At 39.9% G+C, this 14,960-nt stretch carries 16 protein-coding genes and 1 other annotated feature; of the genes, 12 read left to right on the forward strand and 4 right to left on the reverse strand.

Annotated features, from left to right (window positions below):
• Positions 1 to 4: 4 nt before the first annotated feature.
• The 4 genes from K3T81_RS11905 to K3T81_RS11915 all read left to right on the forward strand — a co-directional run bounded on the left by K3T81_RS11905 (position 5) and on the right by K3T81_RS11915 (position 4,227).
• Entirely contained in the window at positions 5 to 1,441 is a 1,437-nt protein-coding gene (locus K3T81_RS11905) for a bifunctional 2-methylcitrate dehydratase/aconitate hydratase (protein ID WP_238020298.1), read from the forward strand.
• Positions 1,442 to 1,453: 12 nt separating this feature from the next.
• A complete protein-coding gene (prpB, locus tag K3T81_RS11910; RefSeq protein ID WP_238020299.1) occupies positions 1,454 to 2,356 on the forward strand; it encodes a methylisocitrate lyase in 903 nt (300 codons plus the stop codon).
• Between the two features lie 202 nt (positions 2,357 to 2,558).
• Positions 2,559 to 2,681: a hypothetical protein gene (locus tag K3T81_RS19490; protein ID WP_275949834.1), complete on the forward strand. Its 123-nt coding sequence runs from the start codon at positions 2,559 to 2,561 to the stop codon at positions 2,679 to 2,681.
• A gap of 43 nt (positions 2,682 to 2,724) precedes the next feature.
• Entirely contained in the window at positions 2,725 to 4,227 is a 1,503-nt protein-coding gene (locus K3T81_RS11915; RefSeq protein WP_238020300.1) for an alkaline phosphatase family protein, read from the forward strand.
• Between the two features lie 5 nt (positions 4,228 to 4,232).
• Here the strand turns inward: K3T81_RS11915 and K3T81_RS11920 are convergent, their stop codons facing one another.
• Positions 4,233 to 4,397, reverse strand: a complete 165-nt coding sequence (locus tag K3T81_RS11920; RefSeq protein WP_238020301.1) for a hypothetical protein — start codon at positions 4,395 to 4,397, stop codon at positions 4,233 to 4,235.
• A 188-nt stretch (positions 4,398 to 4,585) separates the two neighbouring features.
• On the opposite strand from K3T81_RS11920, the gene K3T81_RS11925 reads away from it, so the two are divergent.
• The 3 genes from K3T81_RS11925 to K3T81_RS11935 all read left to right on the forward strand — a co-directional run bounded on the left by K3T81_RS11925 (position 4,586) and on the right by K3T81_RS11935 (position 8,145).
• Entirely contained in the window at positions 4,586 to 5,047 is a 462-nt protein-coding gene (locus tag K3T81_RS11925; RefSeq protein WP_238020302.1) for a GNAT family N-acetyltransferase, read from the forward strand.
• A gap of 45 nt (positions 5,048 to 5,092) precedes the next feature.
• Positions 5,093 to 5,304: a binding site (T-box leader), on the forward strand.
• Positions 5,305 to 5,344: 40 nt separating this feature from the next.
• On the forward strand, positions 5,345 to 7,036 hold the full coding sequence (argS, locus tag K3T81_RS11930) for an arginine--tRNA ligase (RefSeq protein WP_238020303.1): 1,692 nt from the start codon (positions 5,345 to 5,347) through the stop codon (positions 7,034 to 7,036).
• A 23-nt stretch (positions 7,037 to 7,059) separates the two neighbouring features.
• Positions 7,060 to 8,145, forward strand: a complete 1,086-nt coding sequence (locus tag K3T81_RS11935; RefSeq protein ID WP_238020304.1) for a metallophosphoesterase — start codon at positions 7,060 to 7,062, stop codon at positions 8,143 to 8,145.
• Between the two features lie 36 nt (positions 8,146 to 8,181).
• Here the strand turns inward: K3T81_RS11935 and K3T81_RS11940 are convergent, their stop codons facing one another.
• Both K3T81_RS11940 and K3T81_RS11945 read right to left on the reverse strand, forming a co-directional pair.
• Positions 8,182 to 8,361, reverse strand: a complete 180-nt coding sequence (locus tag K3T81_RS11940) for an aspartyl-phosphate phosphatase Spo0E family protein (RefSeq protein ID WP_106895906.1) — start codon at positions 8,359 to 8,361, stop codon at positions 8,182 to 8,184.
• 308 nt (positions 8,362 to 8,669) lie between these two features.
• Entirely contained in the window at positions 8,670 to 9,116 is a 447-nt protein-coding gene (locus tag K3T81_RS11945) for a DUF5301 domain-containing protein (protein ID WP_238020305.1), read from the reverse strand.
• 199 nt (positions 9,117 to 9,315) lie between these two features.
• On the opposite strand from K3T81_RS11945, the gene K3T81_RS11950 reads away from it, so the two are divergent.
• The gene (locus K3T81_RS11950) at positions 9,316 to 10,218 is read left to right on the forward strand and encodes a GNAT family N-acetyltransferase (protein WP_238020306.1); all 903 of its coding nucleotides are present in this window, start codon (positions 9,316 to 9,318) and stop codon (positions 10,216 to 10,218) included.
• A gap of 73 nt (positions 10,219 to 10,291) precedes the next feature.
• Here K3T81_RS11950 and K3T81_RS11955 read toward each other — a convergent pair whose 3' ends face one another.
• Positions 10,292 to 11,269, reverse strand: coding sequence for an NAD(P)H-quinone oxidoreductase (locus K3T81_RS11955; RefSeq protein WP_238020307.1), 978 nt, complete (start codon positions 11,267 to 11,269; stop codon positions 10,292 to 10,294).
• Between the two features lie 323 nt (positions 11,270 to 11,592).
• Between K3T81_RS11955 and K3T81_RS11960 the strand changes: the two genes are divergently transcribed.
• From K3T81_RS11960 to K3T81_RS11975, 4 genes are all read left to right on the forward strand, one after another.
• The gene (locus K3T81_RS11960; RefSeq protein WP_238020308.1) at positions 11,593 to 12,429 is read left to right on the forward strand and encodes a class I SAM-dependent methyltransferase; all 837 of its coding nucleotides are present in this window, start codon (positions 11,593 to 11,595) and stop codon (positions 12,427 to 12,429) included.
• A gap of 270 nt (positions 12,430 to 12,699) precedes the next feature.
• Positions 12,700 to 13,158 carry a DinB family protein gene (locus tag K3T81_RS11965; RefSeq protein WP_238020309.1) on the forward strand — a complete coding sequence of 153 codons (459 nt, stop codon included), beginning with the start codon at positions 12,700 to 12,702 and terminating at the stop codon, positions 13,156 to 13,158.
• Positions 13,159 to 13,170: 12 nt separating this feature from the next.
• Entirely contained in the window at positions 13,171 to 13,899 is a 729-nt protein-coding gene (locus K3T81_RS11970) for a class I SAM-dependent methyltransferase (RefSeq protein WP_238020310.1), read from the forward strand.
• A gap of 20 nt (positions 13,900 to 13,919) precedes the next feature.
• Positions 13,920 to 14,951 carry a S66 family peptidase gene (locus K3T81_RS11975; protein ID WP_238020311.1) on the forward strand — a complete coding sequence of 344 codons (1,032 nt, stop codon included), beginning with the start codon at positions 13,920 to 13,922 and terminating at the stop codon, positions 14,949 to 14,951.
• Positions 14,952 to 14,960: the final 9 nt, after the last annotated feature.

Consider the following 14,960-nt stretch of genomic DNA (forward strand, 5'->3'; position numbering starts at 1 on the left):
TCTTTTGCAAACAACGAGTGAACAGAACAAAACAGATGTTTTACTAGAGGAAATTGCGGATTATGTATTGAATAAAGATATTACGAGTACTGAGGCATACAACACGGCACATTATGTGCTATTGGATACACTAGGATGTGGGGTCCTTGCATTAAATTATCCAGAATGTACGAAGCTACTCGGACCAATTGTTCCAGGTACTGTCGTGCCTAAAGGTGTAAGAGTACCAGGCACTTCTCATGTGTTAGATCCAGTTCAAGGAGCCTTTAATATTGGCGCAATCATTCGCTGGCTTGATTATAACGATACCTGGCTGGCAGCTGAGTGGGGTCATCCATCAGATAATCTGGGTGGAATATTGGCAGTCGCGGATTATGTTAGTCAGGAAAGACTAGCAAAAGGCCAAGCGCCATTAAAAGTTCAGGACGTACTAGAGATGATGATTAAAGCACATGAAATTCAAGGTGTACTCGCGCTTGAAAATAGCCTGAATCGTGTGGGGCTTGACCATGTATTGTATGTGAAAATCGCTACTACAGCAGTTGTTACAAAAATGCTTGGTGGTGGTCGTGACGAAATTGTAAATGCATTATCAAATGCTTGGCTGGATAATTCTAGCTTGCGAACCTATCGCCATGCACCAAATACAGGCTCGCGAAAATCCTGGGCTGCTGGTGATGCGACTAGTCGTGGAGTACGTCTTGCGATGATGGCAATGAAAGGTGAAATGGGCTATCAAACCGCACTTAGTGCGCCAGGCTGGGGATTCCAGGATGTATTGTTCAATAAGCAGGAACTAAAAATAAATCAGCCTCTTGATAGCTATGTGATGGAAAATGTTTTATTTAAAGTTTCCTATCCTGCAGAGTTCCATGCACAGACAGCTGCAGAGGCGGCCGTCCAGCTTTATCCGGAAGTGAAGGGTCGTTGGGACGAAATCGATCAAATTACCATCTCTACTCATGAATCTGCAATTCGTATCATTGATAAAAAAGGACCTTTGCACAACCCGGCAGATCGCGATCATTGCTTGCAATACATTACAGCAATCGGGTTACTAAATGGAAACATTGTGGCAGAGGATTACGAAGATGAAGCTGCTGCGAATCCACTTGTTGATAAATTAAGAGATAAAATGGTTGTGACAGAAAACAAAGCATACACCGAGGACTATTTGGATCCAGAAAAAAGGTCGATTGCGAATGCTGTGCAGGTTCACTTTATAGATGGTACATCAACAGAGAGTGTAGCTTGTGAATATCCACTTGGACACCGTTTCCGCCGGGAAGAAGCGATACCGAAAGTATTAGAAAAATATGCAGCAAACTTGGCTACACAATATCCAAGAAAACAATTAGAGCAAATTGAAGCAGTAAGCTACAAGTACGAAACACTTGCAAACATGAACGTGAATGAATTTATGGAGCTTTTTTTTAAATAGGAGGAATGTACGATGGCGTGGATTGTAGACGAAGCTGTACCACAGCAGAAGCTAGCCGAGCAATTTAAGGAATTGATTCAACAGGAAACCATCTTGCAAATTCCCGGTGCCCATGATGCCATGGCAGCACTTGTTGCCAAAAAGGCAGGATTTTCCGCACTATATTTATCTGGTGGCGCTTATACCGCAAGCAAGGGACTGCCAGATTTAGGAATGGTCACATCAACTGAAATGGCCGATAGGGCACGTGATCTCATTCGTGCAACGAACCTTCCTGTGTTGGTTGATATTGATACAGGATTTGGCGGGGTACTTAATGTCGCACGTACTGCAAGGGAAATGGTAGAAGCAAACGTAGCTGCCGTACAAATTGAGGACCAACAGCTTCCAAAGAAATGTGGGCATTTGAATGGAAAGCAACTTGTGACAATAGAGGAGATGGCACAGAAAATCCAGGCAATAAAAAAATCAGCACCTTCTCTTGTCATTGTTGCTAGAACGGACGCCAGAGCCGATGAAGGCATGGAGGCTACAATAGCGCGCGCCTTAGCGTATGTGGAGGCAGGAGCAGATGCGATATTCCCAGAGGCCTTGCAGTCAGATGAAGAATTCCGCCTCTTTGCTGAGAAGGTGGATGTCCCATTATTAGCCAATATGACCGAGTTTGGTAAGACGCCATATATATCCGCGGAAGCCTTCCAGGATATGGGCTTTAAAATGGTAATCTATCCAGTTACCTCATTACGCGTAGCGGCAAAGGCATATGAACGGATTTTCCAATTAATAAAAGAGGAAGGGACACAAAAGGAAGGTGTCTCAGATATGCAAACAAGAAAAGAGCTATACGAAACAATTTCCTATCATGATTTCGAAGAGTTAGATCAGAACATCGCCAAGACGGTGCTGGATAAATAGGTGGAATTGAAACTCCTTTAGCAAGGTGAGTGTATCTTGCTAGGGGAGTTTTGTTTTTCTGACATGCTTGCTGTGGAGTGACTCTTAAGAGAGGCAAAGAGAATCTAGAGCGAGCAAAGAGAATCGAGAAAGAGTGAAAGTGAAACCATAGCACCACAAAGTGAAACCAGAACGTCGCAAAGTGAAGCCAGAGCATCACAAAATGAAACCAGAACGTCGAAAAGTGAAACCAGAGCACCACAAAGTGAAACCAGAGCACCACAAAGTGAAACCAGAGCACCACAAAGTGAATCTCTATACGGATTGTTTCATCATGCCTGGTTAAACTAGGGCTAGTTAAACATTGTATAGAGAGGAAGAATAGAAAAATGCCCCAATACAAAAAGCCGGAAAAGCCAGTAATACTGTTAAACATAGATTCATTAATGTCCTATCCACTTGAGGTAGCGGTCCAAACAGGACGTGCCCCAGCACTTAAGTTCCTAATGGAAAATGGTACCTATTTTCCTGAGATGGTCAGCTCGTATCCGACCATGTCCGTCACCATTGATAGTAGCCTTTTAACTGGCACCTATCCTGATCAACATCATATTCCGGGATTGAATTGGTTTGATACGAACAAAAAGCAATTTGTCAACTATGGAACTGGTGTTAGGGAGACCTTTCGAATTGGTATGCGTAAATCTATACATAACATGCTCTACCGACTAAATAATGAGCATATGAGTACAGGAGTAACCACCATTTACGAAGACCTTGCAAAAGAAGGGGTGTCCTCAGCCTCAATTAATTCGTTTGTTTATCGAGGAAATACGCCTAAAAGGTTGAAGGCGCCTCTGTTACTGCGCAGATTAACGCGTTTTGAAAAAGGAACGTGGATTAGTCAGACGACGCCTGTTTTTTCCTTGGGTGTCTTTTCTAAAATTAGGAGATGGGGTTTTCCTACACAGCTAGCTGCAGGGAATCACAAATTTACGGCACGGGAGCTGCGCCATTTAATTCGCACGAATAGACTTCCGGGCTTTACTTTTTGTATATTTCAGGACTTGGACGCTCGGATTCATTTTAGGGGACCCATGGATATAAAAGGAATTACAAAAATCGACCGTGAAATACAAAAGATATTAAACCTATACTCAAGCTGGGAAGAAGCTCTAAAAAAGAATATCTGGCTTGTAATTGGTGATAATGGCCACGCCCCTTCTGGGATGAGTTACAAGCAAGTTGTGATTGATTTACGCAAATCACTCTCTAATTATCGGATCGCAAAGATTCAACGCCCTGTTCAGAAAAAGGATCAACTCGTTTTTAGTGTGAATCAACGTATGGCTTATATTTACGTGCTAGATGAAAAGCTGCCATTGTCACCATTAATAGAGCCCCTTAAAGCGGATAAGAGAATTGATGTGATCGCCTGGAAGGATCAAAACAGTATTCAAGTTGAATCTGGAATAGTAGATGGACATTTAACCTTTTCTCCAGGTGGAAGCACACAAGATATTTATGGTCAAAGCTGGCATATTGAAGGGGATCTTAAAGTGCTTGATTTAAAAAGGATCGATGGAGGCAGACTTGCTTTCGGAAAGTTCCCGGACGCATTATCCAGACTATACGGTGCCCTTCATTCCCAATCGGGCCGGTTTATTGTGGTAAATGCCAAGCCAGGATGTGAATTCAAGGCCCAGTCGACACCATTTCATTTGGCAGGGGCAGCGCACGGCTCCTTGCATAAACAGGAGTCGCTCGTACCGTTAATTATTGCAGGTTCAACGGACAAGCCCATTTATCCACGATTTGTAGATCTAAAGGCGTTTATATTCCAGCAAATCATGAATCAATTCCACTCTAAAAAGGACGATCCAAAATTATGAGGACATTATTCTTCACGTACTAATATAGCAAAAGCATATATTGCTGTTCCAATCAGTTCACCATCCCATTCTGTAATAATGTTATAGTAGTATTTTCCTTCTTCAGTGGGTGCAGTCATGCTACTGTTTTCTACATTATAATGTACTTCTTCTACAAAATGAGGCACCATGGTATCAAAGTTTTCCAGCAGTTTTTCTCCTGGCGGTCCTCCTACTTGGATGGAGCATGCATATGTTCAAATCTAGTAAACAAGAAGGATGATGTATTAACCTTACTTATTGACTTCGATTACAAATCGGTATTATGCAGAGAGTAGATAGCCGACGTATGATGAAAGTAAAATAGGTGGGGATGAGAATGAATACTACTGTTCGTTTTCGAATAGCTATGGAAGAGGATGTTAGTGAGATTGTGCAAATGCTTGCAGATGATGAGCTTGGGAATAAGCGAGAGCGTTATGAACAGCCGCTTCCTACATGCTACTTGGAGGCTTTTCAGGCAATTGATCAGGATCATAACAATGAATTAGTTGTCGCGATAAAAAGTGAAAAAGTTATCGGGGTTCTCCAGCTAACCTATATCCCGCATTTAACCTATCAAGGTGGGTGGAGAGCATTAATTGAGAGTGTTAGAGTACATTCAAGGGCACGTGGGAGCGGAATTGGGGAGCAGCTAATGACGTGGGCTATCCAACGGGCAAAGGAAAAAGGATGTCATGTGGTGCAGCTAACTACAGATAAACAACGGCCAGACGCACTTCGATTTTATAAAAAGTTAGGCTTTATCGATTCTCATGAAGGCATGAAATATCATTTTTAGAGTTGACATGGAGCGTGATTTCAGCTATGATTACAAAAATTATAAGTGAATTCTGTGAAGAAGAGAGTAATTATCATAGATTCTTAAGCGAGTTAGGATTTGGTGTGAGCCTAACAGAACAGTGATAATGAAGCGGACTTCTGAGAAGCAGCCTGAACGAGTGCTAGTAGGGTGTGCCGGTTGATGAACGTTAATCATTTCAAGCTTGGTTCAATTTGAACAAAAAGAGTGGTACCGCGGGTAATCTCGTCTCTATATAGAGGCGGGATTTTTTTATATTGAAAAGGAGATGATGGGGTGAAGGGTAAACAGCTATTTGCTAAGAAAATTGCAGAAGAAACGATAGGGGTATTAACAGAGGATGAAGTTTTAGAGAAAATTGAGTTCCCCAAATACCAGGAACAAGGAGATCTTGCTTTCCCGTGTTTTGAACTGGCAAAGGTATACAAGAAGAATCCAGCTTCTATTGCAACGGAATTAGCAACTAAAACAAAAAGTTCTTATTTTAGTAAAGTAGTCTCTGAAGGACCCTATGTAAATTGTTTTTTAAATAAGAAACACGTTAGTAAGGAAGTATTAGTGGAGATTCAAACGAAAAAAGAAGCATATGGGTCACTGTCTGTAGGGCAAGGAGAAAAGGTAACTATAGACTTCTCTTCTCCCAATATTGCAAAGCCTTTTTCAATGGGCCACCTACGCTCCACAGTGATAGGAAACGCTTATGCCAATATATTAGAAAAATGCGGTTACAAGGCAATACGTATTAATCATTTAGGGGATTGGGGTACACAGTTTGGAAAACTCATTTCTGCTTATTATCGTTGGGGGAATGAGCAGGTTGTACGCCAAGATCCTATTAAGGAACTATTAAAGCTTTATGTTCGTTTTCATGAGGAAGCGGAAGTGGACTCAAGGCTGGAAGAGGAAGGACGTCTCTGGTTTCTTAAACTCGAACAAGGGGATAAAAAAGCGTTGGAATTATGGCAGTGGTTTCGAGAAGTCTCCTTGGAAGAATTTAAAGGGATTTATAAGCTTTTAAACGTAAACTTCGATTCATACAATGGGGAAGCTTTTTACAATGATAAAATGGAGGAAACGATTCAGTTACTAAAGGGAGAGGGGTTGCTTTCTACTTCTCAGGGTGCAGAAGTTGTTACCTTGGAGGAGCATAATTTACCTCCTTGTCTTATTCGAAAGTCGGATGGGGCAACACTCTATGCGACAAGAGATTTGACTGCGGCCATCTACCGACATAAAAAGTACCAGTTTGCCAAATCAGTCTATGTTGTTGGACAGGAGCAAAGTCTCCATTTTCAGCAAGTTTTTTTGGTATTAAAAAAGCTAGGATTTAATTGGGCAAGTCAGCTAGAGCATCTTCCTTTCGGGTTTATTTTGCAAAACGGTAAAAAGATGTCAACGAGAAAGGGAAAGGTCGTCCTCTTAGAGAATGTATTAAGAGAAGCGATTGCGATGGCAGAGAAAAGCATCGAAGAAAAGAATCCTACTTTGCAAAACAAATCTAAAGTTGCCCACGATGTTGGAATTGGGGCAATCATTTTTCAAGACTTAAAAACAGATCCCCAGCATTCTGTTGAATTTTCTCTTAAGGACATGCTGCGATTTGAAGGTGCGACCGGTCCATATGTGCAATATACACATGCAAGAGCCTGTTCCATTCTAAGAAAATCGAATCGTTATAATGGTAATGAAAGCCTTGATGGGTTGTCAGATGAGCCTAGTTGGTCTGTAGTGAAAAAGCTGATGGATTTTCCAACCAAAGTTCAAGAGAGCTATGAACAGGCAAACCCTTCTGAGATTGCAACTTACCTTCTCTCGTTATGCCGAGAATTTAATAAATACTATGCGCACTGTAAAATTCTACAAGAGGATAATCAGCTAGCAAGTCGATTGGCCTTGGTCGAATGTGCTGCCATTGTCATAAAAGAGGGACTAAGCCTGCTTGGAATGCAAGCTCCAAGCGAAATGTAAAACGACAAGAAAGGTGATTAACTATGCATGAGATAGAGAAATTACAGTTAGAACCAGGTAAAAGAGTTATCATTGTCTCTGATATTCATGCAAGCAAGGAATTATTTATAAGACTGCTAGATAAGGTAGTGTACACGTCAGAGGATTATCTATTCATTAATGGCGACCTTTGTGAAAAAGGTCCAAATAGCTTGGAGGTTGTACGTTATGCCATGGAATTAGAACAGTCTTCAAACCGTGTCTTTATCACAAAAGGTAATTGCGACATTCTCTTTCAATATGTACTGGATGAGAATGAAGGAGTATGGAACTATATCAAAAATCAACCCAATTCTATTCTTCATGACATGCTTCATCTTAAACAAAAGAAGCTAGATGACTTTTCAAGCTTAAAGGAACTGGGTGATTTTTACAGAGAGCATTTTTCTAACGAGATGGAATGGCTAATAAGCAGGCCACTGGCTTATGAAACAGATGCATTTATCCTTGTACATGCTGGAATTGAGAACAGGCTTGACTGGGAAAATACAAGTGAACAGTCAGCTCTTGCTATGCCTTCCTTTTACGAGGAAGGCCACCAGGCAGACAAAACCGTTATTGTTGGCCACTGGCCCGCGGTAAATTATACCGCGGATAAAATCAGTTCCAATAATCCAATCATAGATACAGAAAAAAAGATCATTACCATGGATGGTGGGAACCAAATAAAATTAGATGGCCAGCTGAACGCGGTCCTCTATGAGAATGGGTATTTTTCCTATACATTTGTAGATGAAATATATAAGAGAGCCACCGTGCAACAAGCACATAAGGACCTGACAGGACGCATTGGCACAGTCACCTATCCCAATTATGAATTTACGTTGCTAAAAGATGATACGTTTTTTACATTCTGTGAGAATAAGAGCCTAGGAGTAAAACAATGGGTGAAAAATGAATATCTTATTCATTCTGGAAGAACAACACGTAGCAAAGGTGATGTGAGTACAACCTTCTTATCTGTACACGAAGGTGACGTGATTTCTATTATAAATGCTGACTGCACTGGCTATGTATTAATAAAAAACAAACAAGGTGAAGTTGGCTGGATTCCGGAATCCTGTTTATAAGCAGAACAAAGAGTTCTGGTGATCTATCTGAGTTCTTTACCCAGTTAGTGAAAGGGAAGTTTTTAACTGCTTGTTTAACAAGACGTCAAGCTGCTGGCTACACAGAACGGTACGTCGATCGGTCATGCCATAACGTTTAGCACATTCGAGCATTTCCTTTTGTTTTACGATGATTGCTTGGTTTAGTTTTGCTTCGGCTGGTTTAATAACTTTCATAACTAAAAAGCTCCTTTTCTTCATATATGAAAATATTTTGGGACATTCGTCATAAATGCACAAAAGTAAGTATGCAAAACTTTGCTTGGTAATGCAATAGTTTCTACAAAACAAGCTAAAACAGCATAAAATGTGACAAAATTCGCTTGTGGAGATAAAGCTTCCATTACCATTTAACCCCGACAAATGAATTGTTAATCAACATCAAAGTAGTTGGGAAAACTATCTGATTTATAAAAAGGAAAGATCTAATGGACAACTGTGAAAGGTTAAAAAGAAGAATGTTTGATCATAGCAGACATTCTTCTTTACTCTTCAAAAAAATTGTCAATTAATTCCAATTTGTTACTTTCAAGTATTTTATAAGTAGAGCTGTCTCCTCCGTCATAGTTAAATATGGACACAAAGTCATCTTCTTTACCTAACATAAGTGTCACTCCGTATTGTCTCTGTCCATTTTCTTTGATTGTAATCCAATATAGCTCATTAATATTTGGGTAATCGTCATCCGTTTCTTTAATTTTTCTAATGTCTGAAAGAATGTTTAATACTTGTTCGATCTCATTTGCATTTTCAATGGTTTCAACAGCATTATCAGAAGATCTAATAATATCAATCTGAGTTATTTCTTCTTTATCATTCAGTACTATATTTTCAAACGAAGTATGATCATTTAATTTAAAAAAGTATAGCAAACCAACTATTGCAATAATGAGCACACTTATTATAAGTAAAAGACTTTTCTTATTTCTCATTAAACGCCTCCAATCTGTACGCTGTTTTCTATTATAATATTCTATATATAGAATTAAATTAACACATAATGCTTGAACATAGTTGAATAAAGTCAAAAATTTAGCAGTCCTTCCGTAAGCGTAATATAGGTTGATTACAGAGAGCAGTGAAAGCTTTTGGGTGGAAGAATCACGATAGAGTGCGGAGATGGAGGAAAATATGTCATTAAAAGTTAAAGAATTAACGATAGAAGACTTTAATGAAGCTCGTGAATGGTTAAATCAAGATAACAATAACGAAGAAGTTTTGAATTTATTAAAGGATGCCAAGCATCAATATGCATACATAGCATGGGAAAAAAACATGATAGCTGGAATCCTTGTTTCCTGGCAAAACCAATTTCATCCCTACTGTACATATATGAAAATTATAAATAAGAGAAACACAGATCACGAGGCAATTGGAAGATCCCTTCTGAATAAATTAATTCAAGATGAAGTGACATTTCCTATCCAGACATCACTATGGCACTCTTCTACCAAGCAGAGAACTACTTATGAAAAGCATGGGTTTAAAGAAGTAAGAAGAACATATATGCCGTGTTTAGATGTTGAGAAAATAAGTGGAAATTCGGTTATAGAACTAGACAATACCACTATTCTTCCACTCACAGAAGTACAAGTGAATGATACTTTGCGACATGAATTAATAAGCTTGGTGAAAAGTAATTACGAGCGGACACATTTTATTAATCCTGTGGCAAATCTTGATTTCAAGTCGTGGGAGAAGCTAGTGTTTGCGGAAGATTTAATTCAAAATGGAAGCTATTTAGCTATAGATAAAGGGACTCAGAAATTGTTGGCCTATACCTTCCTACATCATTCAACAGAATTGGATAGAGTGGAACTTGGTTGGTGTGGTTCCCGTGATCTTGAGGGGATAAAAGAGCTCGAAAGTCTAGTTTTATGCCAATTAATTTTTGCAAAAAAAGCTGGTTTTCGGTTTATGGATGGGGAGTTTGATACAACAGATCCATTTGCCATGGAAATAATGAGGAGTTTCCCATTCAAAGCGTCAGAAGCATGGATTACCTACCAATTGAAAGAAGCACCAACGACCTAAAGCAGGCTGCTGATGCTTCTTATCTGACTATAAATACGTCTCTCTGCTAAGAGAAACGTCTCCTTTGGATCACTTATTCCATTGCTACAATGATCTTCCCAATATTTTTATTTGCTTCCATATGGCGATGTGCCTCGGAAGTCTCTTCCATAGGGAATACACGATCCACGATTGCTTTTAATTTACCTTGCTTAAACAGTGGCAAGGCGTTTTTTGCAAAATCATTCGTAAGTTCTTGTTTATAATCATCACTTCTTGGGGTGAGAAGTGTCCCTTTAAGATGGACTCGTTTGCCCATAAGGGACATGAGGTCAATCTCATCTACTTTACTTCCACCAAGCATGCCAATTAAGACCCAACGCCCATCTACAGCGATACTTTTCAAGTTCTTTTCCCAGTAAGAGGCACCGATAAAGTCTAGAATAACGTCAGCACCAACACCATTTGTTTCTTTTAAAACTTCTTCAGCAAAATCTTGTTCCTTATAATTAATCCCAATATCTGCTCCAAGTGATCGACAGTAATCTAATTTTTCCCTGGAACCAGCAGTAGTAATGATTTTAGCATTGGTTAACTGGCTGGCCAATTGAATAGCAGCAGTTCCTACACCACTTCCGCCTGCATGAATTAATACGGTCTCTTTATCGGAAAGTTCACCAAGCCAAAATAAGGTTTGGAACGCGGTAAGAAACACTTCGGGTATAGCGGCAGCTTCTTCATAACTGAGACTATCCGGGATAACCATTGCCCGATCAGTTGGCATCACTGCATATTCTGCATAGCCCCCACCATTAACAAGTCCCATTACCCTAGTACCAAGTGGGACAGTTGCTTCCTCTCCACCATCTACGACTTCTCCCGCTACTTCAACCCCGAGAATAGGGTTTTTCATATAGCCTGATTTTCCTTCACGTGAAATAATATCCGTACGGTTGATAGCTGCTGCTTTTACTTTTATGAGAAGCTCCCCTTTTCTGTGAGAAGGTTTGCTAACCTCTTCTAGTTGAAGCTGTTCTGCACCACCAGGCTGATTAACGACAACTGCTTTCATGACGGACGCTCCTTTAAATCATTATTTTGTACCACTTATCCCGGTGAAACCGTCCGTAAGATCCCACTTACATGAAGTGATACACTAGTTTTGAGTGGGAGTAAACGGACGCTAACACCCCGATTCGTTTAACTAACAATCAGTGGGGAAAGAACGAAAACCCACAATGATTGAAGTTTCACTTTATACTACGCCAAAAAGAAATTGCCGGCAAACGATTTGAACTAACATCTTTGAGGCGCTTCTCATTAAAAAAGTGTTCCCATTTTTCAAAATAAAGGATAAGCTTATGAATAACGTCCACAAAGAAAAGGGGGAGTTAGATGAGAGAGTCTATCGTTTCGGAAATAGCAGCATGTATGGCAGTTAAAGGGGAAATTCAAACGGATCAAACAGAACATCGCGTAAAGCTAGCGGAGTCATGGGGGATCGAAGCAGGGAGTAAGATTCTAGAAATAGGGTGCGGACAAGGTGATACGACAGCAGTACTGGCATATTTCACAGGGGAAAAGGGACATGTCCATGCAATTGATATCGCAGGTCCTGACTATGGAAGTCCTGTGACACTTGGAGAGTCAAAAGAATATTTACTAGCATCTTCATTGGGCAAGCAGATGGATATCCAGTTTCAAGTCGATGTTTTAGCTGACAATATAACCTTTCCAGAAAAGCATTTTGATTATATCGTATTCTCGCATGCCTCATGGTATTTACGTTCCGCTGATGAACTTGCTGCGATATTGAAGAAATCCAGGATTTGGGGGAAAAAATTATGTTTTGCTGAATGGGATCCTGCCATCCAACATGTTGAACAACAGTCTCATATATTAGCGGTTCTTCTGCAAGCGCAATACGAGGCATTTAAAGAGAGCAGCGAATCAAACATTCGAAGCCTTTTTACTGTGGAAGACATCAAAGATATTATAGAAGGCACAGGTTGGAATGTGGTGAAAGAGGAATCGATTTATTCACCAAAGCTTAAGGATGGAGAATGGGAAGTAGACATGGCACTAGAATTTGCTGAAGATGAATTGAAACAGTTACCAGAAATTCCAGGGAAACTGAAAAAATTAATTCAATCCGAAATACGTATATTGCAGAGAAATAAAAGCATGTTCCCAATTCGCCCGTTATCTACTATTGCGCTAACCGCAAAATAATATTAAAGAGAATCAACTGTCAGCTGGTTTCTTTTTTTACACATTAGGAAGAATAAAATTTTAGCTAGGAAGCAATCACGATGCAGTTAAAATTTTTATGTACCAAGTATGAGAAAAACGTATACATTCGCTAAAAGACGAGCGAATGTATACGTTTTTCTAATAAATTCACATGTAAAGGTTTTGCTTTTTTTGCTACAATTATAATAATTGTATGAATTGTTTGTTCTTATATAAGTAATCGCTTTATTGAAAAAAGGGGGAGATAGTTTGCAACAGTTATTTAAGTATAATTGGCAGGTCCGCGATGAATGGTTCGATTGGTGTGACCAATTACCTGACAGTGAATTAAACAAGAAAAGGACTGGTGGAACAGGAAGCATTTTGTATACACTCTTCCACATTATCGATGTCGAGTACAGTTGGATACGTGCTATTGAAGGGAAAGAAGATGTGGCGTTCTCCTTTAAAGAATATCAAAGCATAAACAAATTAAAGAAACTCTCAGATACCTTGAGACTTGAATTGGAATCATTTCTAGATAGGTTAGAAGAAATAAACTTGGAGGAAAAGGTAAAGGCATCATGGCAGGAGGATGAATACATAGCAGAAAACGTTATGAACCATGTTCTCGTACATGAGATCCATCATATTGGGCAGCTATCCGTGTGGGCAAGAGAGTTAAATAAGAAACCAGTATCAGCTAATTTGATTGGGAGAGAGTTATAAGGGGGAGAGTCGTTGGGATATAAGGGATCGGCTGTATACGATAATGAAGAGTTTAATAGAAATTACATTGCTAGACGGAATCGCAAAGAGAGTCCGAACAACATAATGGAGTACCCCGCATTGAGGCGGTTTATCGGTGACGTGAAAGGTAGTGAAATTCTTGATCTAGGCTGTGGAGACGGCTTGTTTGGACTAGATCTTTTAGAAGCCGGCTGCAAAGGCTATGAGGCGGTAGATGGTTCAGACAAAATGGTGGAAGCTGCTAGAGAGAACCTTTCAAATGAATCTGCTTCTATTCATCATGCGCCATTAGAAAACTGGAACTTTCCGACAAACCGCTATGACTTGATTACATCTCGACTTGTTTTTCATTATATAGAAGACCTTTCAGGCATTTTTGAGAGAGTTTATCAGGCATTACGTGCAGATGGTAGGTTTATTTTTAGTGTCCAGCATCCAGTGCTAACAGCATCAAAACACGGAGCTTTGGAGGGCAAAAGAACGAGCTGGAATGTAGACCATTACTTTGATTTAGATGGAAGAGTGGAAAATTGGATTGATCAAGAGGTAGTGAAATACCATCGAACAATAGAAGAATATTTTCGTCTGCTAACGGGGGCGGGGTTCCAAATAAAGAACCTAAGTGAATGTCCTCCTGAGCGGAAGAATTTTAAAACAGAAGAAGAGTTTGAAAGAAGAAAGAGAATCCCTCTGTTCCTTCTGTTTTCTTGTGAAAAATAATATTGGAAGGGTGTTGAACTATGCTGACAAAACCGAACAAACTGCAACCTGGTGACAAGGTTGCTACCATAAGTCCTTCATGGGGGGGAGCAGGCGACCCTGAAATAAGGTGGCGTTATGAACAAGGTGTAAAGCGTCTAGAAGAAGTCTTTGGTCTACAGGTGGTGGCAATGCCGCATAGCTTAAAAGGGACGGACTATATCGATTCCCATCCGGAAGCAAGAGCGCAAGATTTAATGGAGGCATTTCAGGACAAAAGCATAAAAGCAATTATCGCTAACATCGGTGGTAGTGATAGCATACGAATGCTTCCCTATATTGATTTTGACATCATCCGCCATAATCCGAAGATCTTTATGGGCTATTCCGATGTAACAATCTCCCATTTGCTTTGTCACAAGGCAGGGCTCTCTTCCTTTTATGGGCCTGCGATTTTAACAGACTTTGCTGAAAATGTAGAGATGGATGCTTATACAGTCGATCATATAAAACGAACATTGTTTCAAGATAGCGCTGTAGGTGAAATATTACCAGCGGATGAGTGGACTAGCGAATTTTTAGAGTGGGATATTTCGAATAAGGATCAGAAAAGAAAAAAGCAGAAAAACAAAGGGTTTGAGTTGCTACAAGGGGAAGGAACTGTAACAGGTCGATTAATCGGCGGCTGTATCGAAGTTCTTGAATTTGCAAAAGGAACTAAAATTTGGCCAGAGGAAGCTTATTGGGAAGATGCTATCCTGTTCTTTGAAACTTCAGAAGACAAACCAGCCCCACAATCGCTCATCTTTTGGTTACGAAACTATGCTGCTCAAGGAATCTTAGAAAAAGCCAAAGGGATCATCTTTGGTAAACCACAGGATGAGACGCATTATGAGGCATATAAAGAATCCATTCGCCTAGTCCTTAAGGAAAATGGGCTGGAAAAAATGCCAGTACTTTATAATCTAAATTTTGGGCATACAGAGCCAAAAATTGTCTTGCCTTATGGAGTGAAGGGAGAGATAAATTGTCAGCAAGGAACATTTTCGATTGTAGAAAATGCTGTTGTATAAGGGAAACTG

It is taken from the genome of Oceanobacillus jordanicus (assembly GCF_022095695.1).
Lineage (GTDB): Bacteria > Bacillota > Bacilli > Bacillales > Amphibacillaceae > Oceanobacillus_B > Oceanobacillus_B jordanicus.